Raw genomic sequence first — 18,949 nt, forward strand, 5'->3', positions numbered from 1 at the left:
AAAGGAAGCCGCGAAACGCGCCGCAATCCAGTAAATCACCCTATGACTTTCGAGAGAAAGCCGGAGTTGATCACATTGGCGGAACGAATACCACCATACGCATGCCGCCGAAGTCGGGATTGGAGCCGCCGCTGCCACCGGTCAGGTTGCGCACCGAACCGAACTCGGTCAGCGCCGGGGCCGCGTAGGCCTTCTTCATGGATTCACCGGTTACGCCGTTATGAGCCATCACGTCTGTCCTGTTCTTCAAGGGTTCTGTACTTCTAACGGCTGGTTAAGCCGAAGAATTAAGTAAATTTCGTAAAGGCTCCATACTTGCCAAAGGGGCCTCTGGTCAATTGGTGCGTTGCAATACGATGACAATATTTTCGATAAGTCTTCAGAATCAATCAGTTGATGAATCGCCGTTGGCATCGGTTGGGTAACAAATTTGGTAAACTCGGCGGCCGAATGTTCGATTGATGCGGAGAATTCGGCCTTGTCGGCACGATTCCGAACCAATTCGGGCAGTATTCCACGCAATCCTGTGCGGTGGACCCGGCGTCTTTCCCCGCCGCGAAGGCGGATGTGTTCCGGCGTTGCCGCGGAAAATTCGATGAAAGCCCGTGACAGCATCGGGCTGCGCGGTTCGGCGCCAACATGCGCCAGCTGCCGCTCGCCCTGAGACAGGGCCAATGGCAGGTAGGGGAAGAGGTGCTTTTGCTGCTTGTAGCGCAGCCGTGCCGGTTTTGGCAGCGGCGCAAAATAGCGGTCCTTGCGTTCGGCCAGTTCCTTGCCGGCCTGCGGGGAAAGCACCCAGCCATTGCAGTCATCATTCTGTTGCGGAGCCAGAGCTTTACGCAGGCGTCGCAGGCCGTCCGGAGCAAATTGCCAGATCCCGTAGCGGGTGAGGAAGCCGGTTGCGGGCCTCCAGCCATAGGATCTGCAATCGGCACCATAGGCACTGGCCAGTTGTTTCCACTGGCCGGCCGCCATCATCTCGAAATAGTAATTCTGCGTTCCGTCCAGCCACTGGTCGCCGCCGTGACCGTTGATGGAAACACGGCATCCGTCCGCGACCAGCCTTTGCTGCATGTTCAGTCCCATCGCCGCGTTCGGTCGCGGCGGAAGGTCGCGGTCGAGCCGGGACCGGCGTTCGTACCAATCCAGCCCGGCAAGGAACAGGGGCTCGCGCTGGATGACCCGCCCCACATGCTCCTCCACCGCGTTGACATAGGCCAGCTCGTCCGAACCCGTGCCGGGGATGCCGGCAAGGGCGTAGCCGCGCATTTCCGGTGCCAGCAGCCGTCCTTGTCTGTCCAGTTCGTGCCCTACGCAATACAGTGCCGAGGAATCGAGCCCGCCGCTGACTTCAATGGCCAGAGGCAGGTGACTGCGCGAAGTCCTGCGAACGCAATCGAACAGCAGCTCGCGGTAATGCTCGGCATAGTCGCGCTCGTCTGCGTAAACGATGCTTATTTCGGGACTGACTTGCCAGTATTCGGTCAGTCGAGGCTCACCCCGGCCCAGCCGCAAGGAGTGGGCCGGAGGCAGGCGCATCACGCCCTTCCACACGGTTTCGTCCAGCGAATACCACTCATCGGCGAGTATTTCGGTGAAGTAGCCCAGATTAACCGACGGTGCCTGTTCCATCGCGGCCAGAACGCCCGCGACATCGGTGGCCAGAAACAGCGTGGCTCCATCCCAGTGCCAGTGCAGTGTGCGCAGCCCCTGATGATCGGTGCAGGCGAACAGCGAGTGGTTGCGCGCGTCAGAGACTATGAGGGCAAATTCTCCGTCCAGATGGCGCGGGCAATCCTCCCCCCAGACCTCATATGCCCGCAGCGCCAGTTCGGCATCGGATCGATTGCGCAGACGGATGCCGCGGGCGGTGAAATCGCGCCGCAACTCTTCCCAGTTGGACAAGAAGCCGTCCATCACCAGAACAATGGCGGCGTCTTCACTGGCATCATTGGCAGCGGGCTGGCACTCCTCCAGCGATTCGGGCGTGGTGCACATGCGGCAGTGCGCCAGCGCCGCACGTGCGCCAATCCAGTGGGTTATGCCGTCCGGCCCACGATAGCGCATGGCCTCGCCCGCCGCGGTGATCGCCTGCCGGGTGGCCGGCTTGCCGCCGGCATGAAAGATTCCGGCTATGCCCGCCAAGCCTACTGGTCCCCGGCCGACACCGAGTAGAAATCGGCGAACAGGTCACACAAGGGTTCCATCTCCGGGATATCGAAATAGCGCGCCCATCCCGTCGGCGTGATCAGGTCGCTGCAACCTGCCGGAAAGTAATGAAAGAACAGAAGGTTGCAATAACCGCCCGGAGGCATGGCCTTGCGATAGTGCCATTGAGAACTGCCAGCGAACAGGATCGCTTCATTGGGCTGGATGACTTCCGCGCGGAAATCCATCGAAGGATCGCGCAGAACTTCCTCCGGGTTCCAGTTCTGCAATTCGGCCGCGCCGGGCCAATCCACCACCCTGCTGAAATATATCGGCCAGTCCCCTTCCTGGTCGATGCAATAGTCCAGCGTATACATGGAGACAGGCTCGTCCATATGCGGTTCGCACCGGCCGGCATTGCCGTAGAGGCTGAGGAAGTTGTAACCGGCTTCCACCTCCTGACCGGCCAGTTCGCTCACGCGTGGCAGTATCTGGCGTTGCAGATCGAGGAAGAACGGGTGGTCATGCACCACGTGGCGGCCGAAGCTTGCCAGTTCGTGCTTCTCCAGCTGCTGCTCTTTCAGTCCGGCGACTATGGCGCGCATTTCCGCCTGCAATTCACCCGGGAAAAGGTCGCGAACCTTCTTCACCGTGAAATCGGCCGGGGTCCTGATCGGAGCAAATCCGGCAATGAATTCGTCCAGCCTGTCTGGCCGGACAAGCTGCAGATATTGCTTGGCGATCTCGAAGCTTCTGAGGAAATGGGCATCGTACCAGGGGACCTTGCGATTACTCTGCATCAGAGAGATGGCGAGCAGGTGCATCTGCCCGTAGTCATGGTCCTTCATCCGTTCCTTGAAAGACTGAACCATCAACTCTTACTCCGGCAAACGGCAAGCCTTCACGGAACGGGTCACGATGCGAAAGCAGCGGGGCAGATACGCATCAACAACCCTTGTCCTGTGCTCTCAGGATAGGTCTGGCCGGGAAGAATGCAAGCTTGGCACCAACCCGCAAAGCTGCCATTTCTGAGCCTGTGGACGAGACACCATCTCCTGCGGCCCCGCCTCCTCCCGAAAGCCCGGGGCGATCCGGATCTGTGCGGGATAGGTCTGGACCGGGCCTTGCGACAGGCCTGCCCTTGCTGGCAATCCGCGCGCTGATGGAACTGGCGCGTGCGCGGTTGCGGCTGGTGCGGCTCGAGGCTGGCGATATCCACCTGTACAACCGGATTGCCGCCAGATCGGGTCGGGCCGCCGGTAAGGCGCTGGCGGGTGATGCGGCGCAGGTTGATCTGGTGGCAAGGGCCGTGCCAGGCGTTGCGCGTCACATACCCTGGCGCTCCGACTGTCTGATTCAGGCGATTGCGGCACAGCGCCTGCTGACGGCCAGAGGGATCGCCACCGCCATCGTTATCGGCGTCGACCGGCCTGCCGAGACCGGCTTTGCCGCCCACGCCTGGCTGGAATACGGTGATCGAACCGTTACCGGGGGCGACGTTTCGGCCTTCACCACCCTGCTGGAGACGAGTCCGGAGAGTGGGCCAGAAAGCGGGCCGGAAAGCCGTGAATAGGGTGTTGGCGAAGCCGGGTAGTCAGTTGTTTAAGGAAATTAAGCATTTTTACGCAGTTTTGATTGCATTTCATTGTGCACTGCGGTATCGACAGTCTTGGAAATACGGAATTGCGAATCAATTTTAGGAGCCATGCCCATGATTAAGAATATTTTTGCATGCGCAGCGGCTGCAGGCCTGGCGCTTGCTCCTCTTGCGGCTCAGGCTGGAACACGTGCCAATGCAAGCGAGGTTTCTCTCGCACCGCTTTCGTCCTCGCAGGCTCGCCTTCCTTCGGCTATCGGCCAGAATGAAGCGCTTGACGGCGAAATTTCGCCTGTGTTCCTCATTATTGGCGGTCTTGTCGTGATCTGGGGCATCATCGAGCTGACATCGTCCAAGGGCATCATTCACTAAGATTGATTTCCGGACATCAAGGAATTCGAAAAAGGGAGCTTGCAGTGTATGCAAGCTCCCTTTTTCATTTGTGGCTCCATCAATGTGGCCGGTCATTGTGATGCGTTGGGATATTGATGGATAGGTCTGTGCCCGGCATGCGGAATCCTGCCCAGATTATCCGGCTTTCTGTGACCCAGCTCCAGATTCTTCTGGTTCTTGCGATAGGTCTTGGGGGCGGAGGCATCGCCTATGGCCTGCGCCACATGGCCATTCAACTGGTGGCCCTGGCTATTATGGCGCTGAACCGGCAGGCCGTGAGCCAGTTCTTCAGGGAAGCTCCGCGGGCGCTGGTTGGCATCGTGCTGCTCTCGCTGGCCCTGCCGCTGTTGCAGATTGTGCCGCTGCCCGCAGCCATCTGGCAGGCCTTGCCGGGCCGGGAACTGGTGAGCCAGACTTATGACATCGCCGGAATTGACGGCGACAGCTGGTTCACCTGGAGCGTGGACCCTGTCCGCACGCTGGTGGCCTTTTGCAGCACGATCGCGCCCGCTGCGATCATTGTGATCGGGTGGAGCCTGTCCTCGCCGATGAGGCTGCGCCTGGCGCTCACCCTGATCGTCGCCAGCCTGCTTGCGCTGCTGCTGGGCGCATATCAGCTGTCGACGGCGAATACTTCGGGCATTCTTCAGGCCATCAGTCCAGACACCAATGTCCTTTACGCCACCTTCTCCAACCGCAACTCGACCGGCATATTCTTCGTTATCGCCGCGATAATAGTGGCGGCGCTGCCCAGTGCAGGGCGCTCCGGTCTGTTGCTTGCCCAGATCGCCGCCGGTTCGCTGATGGTGATCGCGACGATATTGACGCAGTCGCGTTCCAGCATGGCGCTGCTGCTGGTCTTTCTAGCCTTCCTGACCCTGCGGCTTGGCGCACATTTCTGGGCCGCACGCGCGCCTGCCCGGAAGGACGCCCAAACGCCGAAGGGCGCAGCACAGGCTTCGCGCAAGGCGGTCTATCTTGCTGCCATCCTTGGCCTCGCCATGGTCTGCGCCATTGCCGCTTCGCTGGCATTTGGCGGGCGGGCATCCAGCAGTGTCGAGCGCTTCGCCAACCTCGATACGGATCGCACCGAAGTGTGGGAAGACGGCATTTACGTGGCCCAGCGCTACTGGCCGGTCGGCAGCGGTACAGGCACGTTCGACGAAGTTTTCCAGATCGACGAATCGCTCGAATATGTCTCTCTGGCGCGCGCGGGCAGGGCACATAATGACTACGTTGAAATCGCCATTGAATCTGGACTGCTCGGCCCGCTGCTTGTGCTCGCGTGGTTCGTCTGGATAGGCATGGCGGCGACAAGGCGCACAGGCGACAGCGACCGCTGGCTGGCCTTTGGCGCGGCGGCATCGCTGGCGTGTATCGCGCTGCAATCGGGAATAGACTACCCGCTGCGCAATGAGGCGATGCTGTGCGTCGCGGCTATCATGATCGTCTTGCTGTTCCCGCCAAGAAGGGCCGTGCGATGATCGGGCGGATTGCGTTTTATGGCCTGCTGCTGGCCTTGGCCGGGCTGGTGGTCAGCGTGCAGCTAGACCGGCAGGCACTGGACGATCCGCAACTGGGGCTGGTGGTGCCCGAACCGCTGCGGGCCGTCGCGCAGGAGCGTTTGCTGGAAGCGCAACTGGTCGCTGGCGGGACTGCACAATCTGCCGGCATGGCGCGCGAACTGCTTCGCAGGCGGCCACTGCCGGCCCGGCACCTGGTGCTGCTGGCTCAGGCTGCGCAGGTGAGCGGGGATACCGACCTGGCAATACGAGCGCTTGAAGGCGCGGCCTTGCGCGGCTGGCGCGAACCGTTCCCCCAGCTTGCGGTGGCGCAGGCCGGAGTGATCTCGGGCAATTATCCATCGGCCGCGCAGCGCATCGCGGCGCTGACCGCGATGGGCGGATATCCGGAAGAAACCAATCGCTTGCTGGGCATTATGCTGGATAGTGCCGAAGGGCGCGAGGCGCTGGCCAGCCAGATGGCGCTTGGTGGCCGCTGGACCAAGTACTTCGCCGGGCAACTTGCGCAGGCGGGCACTTTGGAACAATTCGCCGATACCATCGAACGGGCACGGGCAAAGGGCGCGCTGCTGGATTGCGGGCAGTTACAGGCGGTTGCCGAGAGGGGTCTGGCAGATGGCGAGGAAGACCTTGTGGCCCGCTTCTGGCCCGGCGCCTGCCCGGCCCGCTGACGCCTGCTCGCAAGCCTAGTTCTTGTCAGGAACGGCGAAAGTTCCCGATACGCGGCCACCCCGGCCGGTATTGCCTGCCGCATTGCCATCCACGCTGGATACGCCGGTATTGAGATCGATAACCAGCCGGCCACCGTTGAGCGTGTCATTGCCGCGCCGCAGCGCCACTCCGCCTGACATGATGATCAGCCGCCGATCCACATCATAAACCGCAGCCGCGCCGCTGGCCCGCTCATTGCCGCGGGTCACGGTGACGCCGCCGGTGGCATCGAGCCGGTGAATGGTGAGCCCGCCATCGCGGCTATAGGCGATGGTGGTGCGCTGTGCGGTCAACCGCATGTCACCCTGCGAAATCACCACATCGCCGCTGGCGACAACGCGGTTCTGGCGGTCCTGCAGATCGATCCGGTCCGCTTCGTAATTCACCGGCTGGTTGGTGTTGAAGCTGGCAAAGGCCTGCGCACCGGCCAGTGAGGAAAAGCCCAGGGCCGCAATTCCGCCAGCCAGCAGGCCACCCGCGAGCCCGCGCAGGGCCAGTTGGCTGAGTGAAGGACGAAGGGCGTGCATGGCAGACTCCGATAAACGATCAGGCTTCTGAGGCAAGCAGGTCATTGCACGCCCCTGGGCAGGCGCAGCTGGCTGGGCACCATGCGCAGCCGCGCATTGCCGATCAGCGACAGGGTCCGCTCCGCCAGATTGGCGCGCAGCGAATCAGCCTCGAACGTGCCGGCGGGGATGGAACCTTCCACCCGCCCATCGCTCACCAGCGAACGGGTCGGCAGGTCCACCACCACGTTGCGGGCCACCATGTGATAGCCATCCGCAGCGGTAAATTCGACCACGCCGGGAATGCCCACCTGCTCCTTGTCGATGGCATAGGTGCCGGTGTCGGCAGTGAGTACGGCGGGGCCTTCAGGCAGGATAATCCGCGCCACCAGATCGTGCATTTCCACCACCGGAACCGTCCGGCTGGTCTGCACGGCATCACCGGCGGCGAGCGAGAAAGGGCGGCCAGAGGAATCCTCGCCGCGGTACATGGCATTGTCCACCCGCAGGCGGTCCTCGGCAATCGCCACCTTGTTGCGATCGAGCAGGAAGCTGACCTCTCCGCGCGGCGAAAGCGGGGTGATCAGCATCATCGCCGCAACCACGCCCACCAGCGCCGGCAGGCCAATGGCCAGCACCCGCACCATGGTATCCAGCCTGCTGCCGGGAGCGGCAAAGGCCTGGCGGCGCGAACGGATCTTGTCAGCTTCAACAGTCATGCGGTGGTGCAATTCGCCTTTACGAGCTTACTCGTGGCTGAAGATGTCCTTGTCCGCCCATCCGGCAATATCGAGCAAGGCGCGGGTGGGCAGGAATTCGAAACAGGCCTGGGCAATTTCAAGCCGGCCTTCGCGTTCCAGCCTGACGATCAGAATGTCCCGCATGCGGTGCAAAAAGCGCACGTCGGACGCGGCATATTCACGCTGCGCCTGCGACAGTTCGTCCGCGCCCCAGTCGCTCGACTGCTGCTGCTTGGACATGTCTTCACCCAGCAGTTCACTCACCAGCATCTTCAGCCCGTGACGATCCGTATAGGTGCGGACCAGCTTGCTGGCGATCTTGGTGCAGAACACCGGCGCGGCCATCACGCCCAGGTAATGGTGGATGGCGGCCAGATCGAAGCGGGCATAATGATACAGCTTGATCCGCGCAGGATCGGCCAGCACCGCCTTCAGATTGGGCGCATCATAGGCGCTGCCATTGGCAAAGCGCACAAGATGCTCGTCGCCATTGCCATCGGATATCTGCACCACGCACAGCCTGTCGCGCGTGGTGACAAGGCCCATGGTTTCCGTATCGACGGCAACGGGTCCGGGAGCCAGCACATCGGCGGGCAGGTCTTCTTCGTGATAATATACAGCCATATGCAATTTGCCTTAGGCGGATTGGGGAAAGAGGGAAAGGGTGTGCTGGCTGCACACGGAACAGGGCAGTAGGAAAGCATCATGGCAGAGCAAATCCCCGATAGCTGGCGCGATGCGCTTGGCCCCGTGCTGGCAACTCCTGCGGCGCGGCAACTGGGCGGCTGGCTGCGGGCGCAGGAGGATGCGGGCAAGGCGATTTATCCACCGCGCGGGATGCGCCTGCGCGCGCTGGAGCTGACCCCGCTGGACACGGTGAAAGTGGTGATCCTGGGGCAGGACCCCTATCACGGGCCGGGGCAGGCGCATGGTCTCAGCTTCTCCGTCCCGCCGGGGGTGCGCCAGCCGCCGTCGCTGATGAATATGCTCAAGGAACTGCACAGCGATTGCGGGATAGAGCGGCCCGATCACGGCAATCTGGAAAGCTGGGCGAGCCAGGGCGTGTTGCTGCTCAACAATGCGCTGACGGTGGAGGCGGGGCAGGCCGGATCGCACCAGCAGCGCGGGTGGGAGGAAATCACCGATGCCGCCATCGCCGCCGTCGCTGCCCGGCCCCAGCCATCGGTATTCATTCTTTGGGGCAGCCATGCACAGAAGAAGGCGCAGCGAATCGACGCGCTGAAAAATGGCCACCACCTGGTGATCTCTTCCCCGCACCCCAGCCCGCTTTCTGCCCATCGCGGCTTCTTCGGATCGCGCCCGTTCAGCCAGGCCAATCGCTTCCTGGAGGAAAACGGCCGCGGCGCGATCGACTGGTCTCTCTGACCTGGATCAAGGCACGCACCTGCATGCTGGCCTAGTCCGGTCAGCGGCGATATGAAGCGCGCAAGAACAAGAGAGGACTGCCATGGCGATCACCGTCACCCCGATCAGCGAGCGCTTTGGCGCGGAGATTTCCGGCGTCGACATCAGCCGCCCGCTGGATGAAGCCACCAAGGCGGAAATCCGCGCGGCGCAGGACAAATGGGGCGTGACCGTGTGGCGCCAGACCGGGCTGGACGATGCCAGCCATGTCGCCTTCAGCCGCATCTTCGGCCATGTCGAACTGGCCCCGCGCCACAAGGGCAAGCCACCGCGTTTCAGTGAGCCGGAACTGTTCGATGCCAGCAATGTCGATGCCGACGGCAATATCATCGACAATGATCTGCGCCGCCTGATCAATGCCGGCAACCGGCTGTGGCATATCGACAGCTCATATATGGAGGTGCGCAGCGCGCAGGCCCTGCTGCTGTGCCATTCCGCCCCGCCGATGCCCGCGCCGACATGGTTTGCCGATGCGCGCAGCGCCTGGGACGACCTGCCGCAAAGCATGAAGGACAGGATCGAGGGGCTGACCGCGCGCCATTGCTATTTCTATTCGCGGATGAAGGCTGGTTACCCGACCACGGAGGAGGAGCTGGATGCCATGCCGCACGCCCACCAGCCGGTGGTTCTGGAGCACAAGGCCAGCGGCCGCCGCACGCTCTATCTTGGCAATCACGCGCGCGACATCATCGGCCTGAGCCGCGAGGAAGGCCGCGCGCTGATAGACGAGCTGAATGCGTGGATGACGCAGGACAAATATCTGATCTCTGTCGATTACCAGCCCGGTGACATGTCGATCTGGGACAATCTGGCCGGCGCCCACCGCGCCGGAGAATTCGACGATACCGCCTGGGCACGCGACATGCGCCGCACCACCGTGCGCGAAGCGGGCGTGGAAGCGGCGGATGACCATTTCAGCACCATGTTCAACAACTCCAAACGCAAGGCCGAAGAAGAGGCTGGGATAGAGGCTGGGGAAGAGGCTGGGGTTTACACAAGTGACACGGTGTAAAGCCGGGTAGCACTGCCATAAACCCAGGATTCCTGCGGCTTTGCGGCCTGTATCGGGGGTACGCGGAAACAGGCTGAAGGAAAAATTATCTTATCCATCTGCGTAATAATATTACGCGAGGGTTGCAGCCATACCCGCGCCGGAAATGGCTGGAATATGCACCGACAATGGGAAAGAGCCGCAAGGCCTTTGACATAGGGCAGGCATGTAGGACAGCATCGCCTCTCCATGACCGAAGATGCCGCCCGCAAGGCCCTGGAGGCCCGGCTTGCCGAGCTTGACCAGTTACAGGCGATGAGCGCGGAAGGCCGCGCGCCGGTGACCTTGCAGCAGGATAGCGTGGGCCGCCTCAGCCGCATCGATGCCATGCAGCAACAGGCGATGGCGCAGGCCGAACAGCGTCGGCGGGAAGCCGAGCGCACCCGCATCGCCGCTGCGCTGGCACGGCTGGATGAGGGCGAATGGGGCTGGTGCGTCACCTGCGGTGAGCAGATCGCCGAGGGACGGTTGAGCGGCGATCCCTCGCTGGCGACATGCGTGCAATGCGCGGGCGGCAGGCGATGAGGCTGGTCACGCCCACACGCGCACATCTGCCATCCTATATCGCCGCACTGGAACGCGGATGGTCGCCCAACAACATGGATTCAGAGCGCCACCGCCTGCGCGAACTGGCCGAGATCGCCGATGATGCGGACAGCTTCCTCGCCAGCATGACCGACCGGGAGGCGAAGGCGGGCGATGTCCAATTGCCCGATGGCAGCTTCGTCAAACGCCTGCCGGGCATCCGCAAATGGATGTGGGAAGACTCAGCAGATAGCGCGGGCGGCCAAGGCGGCGGGCAAAGCGGCGGTGAATTCTGCGGCCAGATCGGCTTTCGCTGGATGGAAGGGACTGAAGCGCTGCCGCCGCATCTGCTGGGCCATATCGGCTATGGCGTGGTGCCGTGGAGGCGGGGCAGAGCCTATGCCGCGCAGGCCGTGCGCGACATTTTGCCAGAGGCGCGGGCGCTGGGCATGCGCTGGGTCACCATCACCACCGATCATGATAATCCGGCATCGCTGCGCACCATCGCCAGGGCTGGCGGCTATCACACCGGCACTGCGGCCAAGCCCGCCGCCTATCGGCATGGCGACACCATCGAATGGTTCCGCATCGATCTGTAAAATGGGCGCAGCCTGTCCGGTTTCTGCCCCGATCTGTCGCCAGAGCAGGGCTGGCACACCCTGCTGCACCTTGAAAATCGGGCCTCTCACGCCAGATATTGATCAAATCAGATAAGTGGAATCATACAGTGATATTCAATCGACGCCAGTTTCTGGGCGCGTCGGTTGCGGCTACTTCCTGCCTGGCGGCCCCGCGTGCATTTGCCGCGCCGTGGACAACGTCAAGGCCCCGCCTGTTGCCGCAAGCCCTGACCGCCCTCGATACCCATTCCAGCCAGATCACCCAGCGGGACGTGATCGGTCTTGTCGACTTCTCCGCCCATTCGCGTGAATTGCGCTTCCAGCTGGTGAATGTCGCCAGCGGAGATGTTGCGGCGGAATGGCTGGTCGCCCATGGCCGCGGGTCCGATCGGGCCAACAGCGGCTTTGTCAGCCAGTTTTCCAACCAGCCGGGTTCCAACGCCTCCTCTCGCGGGAGCTTCCTGATCGCCAACGCCTATGTCGGCAGGCATGGCCGTTCGCGGCGCCTGATTGGTCTGGAGCCGCAGAACAACCTCGCGCTTGACCGGGCAATCGTGATCCACGGCGCAAATTATGTGGACCGGGACATGGCCCGCCAGCAGGGCCGCATCGGCCGCAGCCTGGGGTGCTTCACCGTCGAAATGCGTGAGATCGAAGCGGTGCTGGAGAAGCTGCCGGAAGGCTGCCTGCTGTTCGCCTCGAAATAGGTTCCCCTGCGGTGTGATCAGCCCCCGGTTGCCAGATCCGATGCCGGAATGGCGAGCTTGTAACCCTTTACCGGATGGGTGAAGTGCCAGGGGTTGAACTGGCGGCCCAGTGCTTCGACCACGGGCAGGCTGGGGCTATCGGGCGGCATATCCTCGCTCGGCGGGGCGGAGGGGAACCAGATCTTCGCCCGTTCCAGCGCGGCATAGAAGGTCATGGTCACGCCGATCCCGCGGATTTTCCATTGGCCGTCCTCACGCACATATTCGTTCTCGTAAATGCCGTCTGCCAGCAGGAAATGCGGCGTATCGGGAGGGGAATTTCCCTGCACCTGCGCCCGCGCGCGTGACTTTGCGCTCTGCCGGTCATCGGCGATGGTGATGATTGGCTGCTGCTGGACGTGGTTGATCACCTCATCCTTCGCCAGCCCCCAGCGGCCATCTCCCAGCACGCGCAGCAGGAAGGCGTGTATCCGCTCCTTGCCCAGATAGCGCCCGCGCTGGCCGATCTCTATCCACGCGCCTTCATCGCAGAACAGGTCGGCCATTTCGCGAAACATGCGGTTATCGATGAAATAGCCATAGGCATATTGCAGGCGCTCGATTTCGGCGCGGTCTTCCAGCAGGCCCAGCTGGTGGCGTGTGCGGGCAAGCTCGTCTGCCTGCTGTGCCACCGTCGCCTCCAGCGCGCGCAGCGCCTGCGTCAACTCGTCCAGCCTGTCCATCGCATGTCCCTCCACCTGTATTCAGAGTGCACCAGGTGGTGCGCGCAAACAAGAAGGGCGCGCCCTGTCAGGCACGCCCTTGCTCGATGTCACAGGGGTGCGGCGATCAGCGCGGCAGTTCGCTCACGCCCATCAGCGCCTCGTCCACGCTGCGCGCGCACTGGCGGCCTTCGCGGATGGCCCAGACCACCAGCGACTGGCCACGGCGCATGTCACCGCAGGCCCAGATCTGTTCGTCGGAGGTGCGGTAATCTTCGGTGTTGGCATCGATATTGCCGCGATCGGTCAGTTCCACGCCCGACTGGTCTATCATCCCGGCCTTGCGCGGGCCGACAAAGCCCATCGCCAGCAGGATCAGGTCGGCAGGCAGGGTAAACTCGGTGCCGGGCACTTCCTTCAGCTTGCCCTCGGACCAGTCCGCGCGCACGCATTTGAGGCCGGTAACCTTGCCGTCCTCACTCTCCACTTCCTTGGTCAGCACGGCCCAGTCGCGGGCCACGCCTTCTTCATGGCTGGAGGAGGTGCGCAGCTTCATCGGCCAGTCGGGCCAGGTCAGCAGCTTGTTCTCATGCACCGGAGGTTCGGGCATGATTTCGATCTGGGTCACGCTCTTGGCGCCCTGGCGGTTGGACGTGCCCACGCAGTCAGAGCCGGTGTCGCCGCCGCCGATCACGATCACGTTCTTGCCCGTTGCGGTCAGCGTGCCGCGCGGTGCGGCGCGTTCTTCGCTGTCACCGGCGTTGCGCTTGTTCTGCTGGGTCAGGAATTCCATCGCCAGACGCACGCCGGGCAGTTCCGCACCGGGGATCTGCAGCATGCGTGCATCTTCTGCGCCGCCCGACATCACGATGGCGTCGAAGTTTTCCTTCAGGCTCTTGATCGACACATCCACGCCCACTTCGGTGGAGGTGCGGATGGTCACGCCTTCGGCTTCCATCTGCACCGCGCGGCGGTTGATCAGGTGCTTTTCCATCTTGAAGTCAGGGATGCCGTAACGCAGCAGTCCGCCGATCCGGTCATTCTTCTCGAACAGGGTTACCGAATGGCCGGCGCGTGCCAGCTGCTGTGCGCAGGCCATGCCCGCGGGGCCGGAGCCGACCACGGCAATGTTCTTGCCCGTGCGCTTGGCCGGGACCTGCGGCTTGATCCAGTCTTCCTTCCACCCCTTGTCGACGATGGCGCATTCGATGCTCTTGATCGTCACCGGCTCGTCAGTGATGTTCAGCGTGCAGCTCGCCTCGCACGGGGCGGGGCAGATGCGGCCGGTGAACTCGGGGAAGTTGTTGGTCGAATGCAGCACTTCCAGCGCGTTCTGCCAGTCGCCCTTGTAAACCAGATCGTTCCAGTCCGGGATGATGTTGTTCACCGGGCAGCCGTTGTGACAATAGGGAATGCCGCAATTCATGCAGCGCGATGCCTGCGAGCGAAGTTTCTCCTCGCTCGGCTGGATCACGAATTCCTTGTAGTTCTTCAGCCGCTTGGCGGGAGCTTCATAGCTGCGCTCTTCGCGATCGACTTCGAGAAAGCCGGTTTCCTTGCCCATTGTAGTGTTCCTTACTCGGCAGCCACGGAGGCGGCAGCATTACGCTCCGCTTCAAGCTGCCTCAGCGCGTTTGCATAATCGCGCGGCATGACCTTGACGAATTTACCCAGCGCATTGTCCCAGTCTTCGAGCAGTGCGCTCGCCCTGGCAGAGCCGGTGTGCAGCTTGTGCCGCTCCACCAGAATGCGCAGCCGCTCGGCATCGTGATAGAGCATGTCGCCCATGCCGAAATCGGTAACGCTGGTGGCGCGCTGCTGCGGACGGCCGGTGCCTTCTTCGGCAGAAGGTGCGGGGCTGATCGGTTCCAGATCGACCTGCGCCATGTTGCAGCGATCCTTGAACGAGCCATCGGCGTCATAGACATAGGCCACGCCGCCGCTCATCCCGGCGGCAAAGTTGCGGCCCGTGCCGCCCAGCACGCAGACCACGCCGCCGGTCATATATTCGCAGCCGTGATCGCCGGTGCCTTCAACCACCGCCACGGCGCCCGAATTGCGCACCGCGAAGCGTTCACCCGCAACGCCGCCGAAATAGGCCTCGCCGGCAATCGCGCCATACAGCACGGTGTTGCCCACGATGATGTTCTGCGTCGGATCGCGGTCCACATTGGACGGCGGGCGCACGATCACGCGGCCGCCCGAAAGCCCCTTGCCGACATAGTCGTTGGCATCGCCCACCAGATCCAGCGTGACGCCATGCGCCAGCCATGCGGCAAAGCTCTGCCCGGCAACGCCGGTGAAGTTGATCCGCAGCTGTTCCGGCTTGAGGCCGGCATGGCCGAACTTCTGCGCGATCTGGCCCGACAGCATCGTGCCGACCGTGCGGTTGACATTGCGGATCGGGAAATCGAGCACCAGCGTTTCGCCATGTTCGATCGCCGGACGCGCAGCCTGGATCAGGTCGTTGTCGAGCGCAGCCTGAAGGCCGTGATCCTGCGTTTCGGTGTGATAGAGTTCCTTGCCTTCGGGCACGGGGATCGACGTCAGCAGGCGGGTCAGATCCACGCCGTCTGCCTTCCAGTGGCGAACGGCGCGCTTCATGTCGATCCGGTCAACCCGGCCGATCATCTCCTGCAGCGTGCGGAAGCCCATTTCGGCCATGATCGCGCGCAGCTCCTCGGCCACGAAGAAGAAGTAATTGATCACATGTTCGGGCTGGCCGACAAAGCGCTTGCGCAGTTCGGGGTTCTGCGTGGCCACGCCCACCGGGCAGGTGTTGAGGTGGCACTTGCGCATCATGATGCAGCCCGCTGCGATCAGCGGAGCGGTGGCAAAGCCGAACTCGTCCGCGCCCAGCAGCGCGCCAATGGCGACATCGCGGCCAGTGCGCAGGCCGCCATCGACCTGCACCGCAATGCGGCTGCGTAGATCGTTGAGCAGCAGCGTCTGCTGCGTTTCCGCCAGGCCGATTTCCCACGGCGAGCCGGCATGCGTCAGGCTGGTCAGCGGACTTGCGCCGGTGCCGCCTTCATAACCCGAGATGGTCACATGGTCGGCGCGCGCCTTGGAAACGCCCGCAGCCACCGTGCCCACGCCCACTTCGGACACCAGCTTGACCGAAATACGCGCGACCGGGTTCACGTTCTTGAGATCGTGGATCAGCTGCGCAAGGTCTTCGATCGAGTAGATATCGTGATGCGGCGGCGGGGAGATCAGGCCCACGCCAGGGGTTGAATGGCGGGTTGCGCCAATGGTCTTGTCGACCTTGTGACCGGGCAGCTGGCCGCCTTCACCGGGCTTTGCGCCCTGCGCCATCTTGATCTGGATATCGTCGGCATTGACCAGATATTCGGTGGTCACGCCAAACCGGCCCGATGCCACCTGCTTGATCGCCGAACGCATCGAATCGCCATTGGCCATCGGCGTGAAGCGGCTGGGATCTTCCCCGCCTTCACCGGTGTTGGACTTGCCGCCGATGCGGTTCATCGCCTTTGCCAGCGTGGTGTGCGCTTCCCAGCTGATGGAGCCATAGCTCATCGCGCCGGTGGCGAAGCGCTTGACGATTTCCGCCGCCGTTTCGACTTCGGAGATGTCCAGCGGCGTGTTGGCTGGCTTGAGTTCCATCAGCCCGCGGATCGTCAGCAGGCGTTCGGACTGCTCGTTGATCGACTTGGCGAACTCGGCGTAATTGGCCCAGTTGCTGGCCGGGTCCGTGCCGCGCACGGCGTGCTGCAAATGGGCGACATTGGCAGGCGTCCAGGCGTGATCCTCACCGCGCAGACGGAACTGGTAGATACCGCCCACGTCCAGCATGTTGCGATAGATCGGGTTGTCGCCATAGGCAGCCGCATGGCGGCGCACCGCTTCCTCCGCCACGTCGATCAGGCCGATGCCTTCGATGGTGGTGGCGGTGCCGGTGAAATATTTCTCCACGAACTCGGTCGACAGGCCGACCGCATCGAAGATCTGCGCACCGCAATAGGACTGGTAGGTCGAAATGCCCATCTTGGACATGACCTTCTGGATGCCCTTGCCGACCGCCTTGATATAGTTGCGGCGGACCTGAACGGGGTCCATGTCCTGATATTTCTCGGCGCGGATATCCTCCAGCGTCTCGAACGCGAGATAGGGGTTGATGGCTTCGGCGCCATAGCCCGCCAGCGCGCAGAAATGATGCACTTCGCGCGCTTCGCCGGTCTCCACCACCAGGCCGGTCTGCATGCGCAGGCCCTGGCGCACCAGATGATGGTGCACGGCTGCGGTTGCCAGCAGCGCGGGCATGGGAATGCGGTCCTTGTTGGCCGCGCGGTCGGACAGGATCAGGATGTTCTTGTCCTGCAGCACCGCTTCGGTGGCAGCCCAGCACATTTCCTTGATCGCCATTTCCAGCCCCTCGGCGCCGGTTTCGGCATCCCAGGTGATGTCGATCGTCTCGGTCCGGAAAGCGCCATCCAGGCTGCTTTCGACAGAGCGGATCTTCTCGACATCCTTGTTGGTCAGGATCGGCTGATCGACTTCCAGACGCTTGTGCAGGCCGCCATCATGGCCCAGCAGGTTGGGACGCGGGCCGATCATCGACAGCAGGCTCATCACCAGTTCCTCGCGGATCGGATCGATCGGCGGGTTGGTTACCTGGGCGAAGTTCTGCTTGAAGTAATCATACAGCAGCCGGCTCCTGGCGGACAGCACGGCAATCGGCGTGTCGGTGCCCATCGACCCCAGCGGATCGTCGGCGTTGACGGCCATCGGCTCCAGAAAGCGCGAGATGTCTTCCTGCGTGTAGCCAAAGGCCTGCTGGCGATCGAGCAGCGAATCTTCCGGCGCGCGCACGGCATCGCGGTCGGTCTCAATGGTTTCAAGGTCGCGCAGTTTGTACTGCGCCTGCTTGAGCCATTTTTCATATGGATGCGCGGCGGCCAGCTCCGCCTTCAGCTCGGCATCTTCGACGATGCGGCCTTCTTCGAGGTCGATCAGCAGCATCTTGCCCGGTTGCAGGCGCCATTTGCGGATGATGTCGGTTTCGGCAAACGGCAGCACGCCGCTTTCCGATGCGAGGCAGACGATATCGTCCCGGGTCACCACAAAGCGCGCCGGACGCAGGCCGTTGCGGTCCAGCGTGGCGGCGATCTGGCGGCCATCGGTAAAGGCCACGGCGGCGGGGCCGTCCCAGGGTTCCATAAGCGCGGCGTGATATTCGTAGAACGCCTTGCGCGCGGGATCGATCATCGGATCGCGCGCCCACGCTTCCGGGATCAGCATCATCATCGCATGGGCCAGCGAATATCCGCCCAGCAGCAGCAGCTCCAGCGCGTTATCGAGGCAGGCGGTGTCAGACTGGCCATGCGGCACGATCGGCCACAATTTGTCGAGGTCGGCGCCCAGCAGGTCGCTTTCCATCGTGCGGCGGCGGGCGTTCATCCAGTTCACATTGCCGCGAACCGTGTTGATCTCGCCATTATGCGCGATCAGGCGGAACGGCTGTGCCAGGCGCCAGCTGGGGAAGGTGTTGGTGGAGAAGCGCTGGTGCACCAGGCCCAGCGCGCTTTCGCAATCGGGATCGCGCAGATCGTCATAGAAACTGCCCACCTGATTGGCCAGCAGCAGGCCCTTGTACACCACCGTGCGGCTGGAGAAGCTGGGCATGTACAGCTTCAGCAGGCCGGGCATGTTGTGCTTTTCGGCCAGTTCCTTGAGCGGGTTCTGCGTCTGCTTGCGAATCACGATCAGCTTGCGCTCGAACGCGTCATGGTCCTCGCAATTTTCGCCGCGCGCGATGAAGCACTGGCGGATCATCGGCATCGAATCGAGCACGGCCTTGCCCAGGCCGTCCAGCGTGCAGGGCACATCGCGCCAGCCGATCAGCGTCTGGCCTTCCTTGGCGATGAACTTCTCGAACTGTTCGGTGATGAACTCGCGCGCTGCATCTTCCTGCGGCAGGAAGCACATGGCCACGGCATAATCGCCGGCCGGCGGCAGGCTCAGCCCTTCGCCCGTGGCCCATTTGCGATAGAGCTTGTCCGGGATCTGCATCAGGATACCCGCGCCATCGCCCAGCAGTGGATCAGCGCCCACAGCGCCGCGATGGTCGATATTTTCCAGAATCTGCAGCGCCTGGGTCACGATGTCGTGCGATTTGACGCCCTTGATATGGGCTACAAAGCCTACACCGCAGTTATCATGTTCATTGCGCGGATCGTAAAGGCCCTGTGGGGCTGGAAAATCGGTCAACTCTTCTATCCTGTCTCAAGCCGATGGTTTTGCACGCTCCGACACCGGCAAAAGCCAGCAGCGAAACGCGA

General features: G+C 62.6%; 18 protein-coding genes. 9 read left to right on the forward strand and 9 right to left on the reverse strand.

What is annotated here, in order from left to right; genetic code table 11:
• Positions 1 to 70: 70 nt before the first annotated feature.
• From ABDZ98_RS01660 to ABDZ98_RS01670, 3 genes are read right to left on the reverse strand one after another with little or no spacing between them, the layout of a single operon-like run.
• The gene (locus ABDZ98_RS01660) at positions 71 to 229 is read right to left on the reverse strand and encodes a lasso RiPP family leader peptide-containing protein (protein WP_160590628.1); all 159 of its coding nucleotides are present in this window, start codon (positions 227 to 229) and stop codon (positions 71 to 73) included.
• A 17-nt stretch (positions 230 to 246) separates the two neighbouring features.
• Positions 247 to 2,145: an asparagine synthetase B family protein gene (locus ABDZ98_RS01665; RefSeq protein ID WP_160590627.1), complete on the reverse strand. Its 1,899-nt coding sequence runs from the start codon at positions 2,143 to 2,145 to the stop codon at positions 247 to 249.
• 2 nt (positions 2,146 to 2,147) lie between these two features.
• On the reverse strand, positions 2,148 to 3,020 hold the full coding sequence (locus ABDZ98_RS01670) for a hypothetical protein (protein WP_160590626.1): 873 nt from the start codon (positions 3,018 to 3,020) through the stop codon (positions 2,148 to 2,150).
• Between the two features lie 269 nt (positions 3,021 to 3,289).
• Here ABDZ98_RS01670 and ABDZ98_RS01675 point away from each other — a divergent pair, with 269 nt between their 5' ends.
• The 4 genes from ABDZ98_RS01675 (at position 3,290) to ABDZ98_RS01690 (ending at position 6,332) form a co-directional block, all read left to right on the forward strand.
• Positions 3,290 to 3,721 (forward strand): lasso peptide biosynthesis B2 protein, encoded by a 432-nt coding sequence (locus ABDZ98_RS01675; RefSeq protein ID WP_237437426.1) that lies wholly within the window; start codon positions 3,290 to 3,292, stop codon positions 3,719 to 3,721.
• 138 nt (positions 3,722 to 3,859) lie between these two features.
• Positions 3,860 to 4,117: a hypothetical protein gene (locus ABDZ98_RS01680; protein ID WP_160590624.1), complete on the forward strand. Its 258-nt coding sequence runs from the start codon at positions 3,860 to 3,862 to the stop codon at positions 4,115 to 4,117.
• Positions 4,118 to 4,377: 260 nt separating this feature from the next.
• The gene (locus ABDZ98_RS01685; protein ID WP_343805390.1) at positions 4,378 to 5,622 is read left to right on the forward strand and encodes an O-antigen ligase family protein; all 1,245 of its coding nucleotides are present in this window, start codon (positions 4,378 to 4,380) and stop codon (positions 5,620 to 5,622) included.
• Positions 5,619 to 6,332: a hypothetical protein gene (locus tag ABDZ98_RS01690; protein ID WP_160590622.1), complete on the forward strand. Its 714-nt coding sequence runs from the start codon at positions 5,619 to 5,621 to the stop codon at positions 6,330 to 6,332. Before ABDZ98_RS01685 ends, ABDZ98_RS01690 begins: the two co-directional genes overlap by 4 nt.
• 15 nt (positions 6,333 to 6,347) lie before the next feature.
• Here ABDZ98_RS01690 and ABDZ98_RS01695 read toward each other — a convergent pair whose 3' ends face one another.
• Genes ABDZ98_RS01695 through ABDZ98_RS01705 form a run of 3 tightly spaced genes read right to left on the reverse strand, consistent with a single transcriptional unit; the run spans position 6,348 to position 8,242 of the window.
• A complete protein-coding gene (locus ABDZ98_RS01695; protein ID WP_160590621.1) occupies positions 6,348 to 6,899 on the reverse strand; it encodes an LptA/OstA family protein in 552 nt (183 codons plus the stop codon).
• Positions 6,900 to 6,940: 41 nt separating this feature from the next.
• A complete protein-coding gene (gene lptC, locus ABDZ98_RS01700; RefSeq protein ID WP_160590620.1) occupies positions 6,941 to 7,597 on the reverse strand; it encodes an LPS export ABC transporter periplasmic protein LptC in 657 nt (218 codons plus the stop codon).
• Positions 7,598 to 7,624: 27 nt separating this feature from the next.
• On the reverse strand, positions 7,625 to 8,242 hold the full coding sequence (locus tag ABDZ98_RS01705; protein WP_160590619.1) for a ribonuclease D: 618 nt from the start codon (positions 8,240 to 8,242) through the stop codon (positions 7,625 to 7,627).
• 81 nt (positions 8,243 to 8,323) lie between these two features.
• On the opposite strand from ABDZ98_RS01705, the gene ung reads away from it, so the two are divergent.
• The 5 genes from ung (at position 8,324) to ABDZ98_RS01730 (ending at position 11,946) form a co-directional block, all read left to right on the forward strand.
• Complete coding sequence (gene ung / locus ABDZ98_RS01710; protein WP_160590618.1) at positions 8,324 to 9,004, forward strand: uracil-DNA glycosylase; 681 nt, start codon at positions 8,324 to 8,326, stop codon at positions 9,002 to 9,004.
• Between the two features lie 82 nt (positions 9,005 to 9,086).
• Complete coding sequence (locus ABDZ98_RS01715; protein WP_160590617.1) at positions 9,087 to 10,055, forward strand: TauD/TfdA dioxygenase family protein; 969 nt, start codon at positions 9,087 to 9,089, stop codon at positions 10,053 to 10,055.
• Between the two features lie 228 nt (positions 10,056 to 10,283).
• Positions 10,284 to 10,619 carry a TraR/DksA family transcriptional regulator gene (locus ABDZ98_RS01720; RefSeq protein WP_160590616.1) on the forward strand — a complete coding sequence of 112 codons (336 nt, stop codon included), beginning with the start codon at positions 10,284 to 10,286 and terminating at the stop codon, positions 10,617 to 10,619.
• Positions 10,616 to 11,218, forward strand: coding sequence for a GNAT family N-acetyltransferase (locus tag ABDZ98_RS01725; protein ID WP_160590615.1), 603 nt, complete (start codon positions 10,616 to 10,618; stop codon positions 11,216 to 11,218). Before ABDZ98_RS01720 ends, ABDZ98_RS01725 begins: the two co-directional genes overlap by 4 nt.
• A 236-nt stretch (positions 11,219 to 11,454) precedes the next feature.
• Positions 11,455 to 11,946: a murein L,D-transpeptidase catalytic domain family protein gene (locus ABDZ98_RS01730; RefSeq protein WP_237437425.1), complete on the forward strand. Its 492-nt coding sequence runs from the start codon at positions 11,455 to 11,457 to the stop codon at positions 11,944 to 11,946.
• 17 nt (positions 11,947 to 11,963) lie between these two features.
• On the opposite strand, the gene ABDZ98_RS01735 is transcribed toward ABDZ98_RS01730, so the two are convergent.
• The 3 genes from ABDZ98_RS01735 to gltB form a co-directional block, all read right to left on the reverse strand.
• Complete coding sequence (locus ABDZ98_RS01735) at positions 11,964 to 12,668, reverse strand: nuclear transport factor 2 family protein (protein ID WP_160590613.1); 705 nt, start codon at positions 12,666 to 12,668, stop codon at positions 11,964 to 11,966.
• 106 nt (positions 12,669 to 12,774) lie between these two features.
• Positions 12,775 to 14,211, reverse strand: coding sequence for a glutamate synthase subunit beta (locus ABDZ98_RS01740; RefSeq protein WP_160590612.1), 1,437 nt, complete (start codon positions 14,209 to 14,211; stop codon positions 12,775 to 12,777).
• Between the two features lie 11 nt (positions 14,212 to 14,222).
• Positions 14,223 to 18,878 carry a glutamate synthase large subunit gene (gltB, locus tag ABDZ98_RS01745; protein ID WP_160590611.1) on the reverse strand — a complete coding sequence of 1,552 codons (4,656 nt, stop codon included), beginning with the start codon at positions 18,876 to 18,878 and terminating at the stop codon, positions 14,223 to 14,225.
• Positions 18,879 to 18,949: the final 71 nt, after the last annotated feature.

This window comes from Alteraurantiacibacter aestuarii, assembly GCF_039523595.1.
Classification (GTDB): Bacteria; Pseudomonadota; Alphaproteobacteria; order Sphingomonadales; family Sphingomonadaceae; genus Alteraurantiacibacter; species Alteraurantiacibacter aestuarii.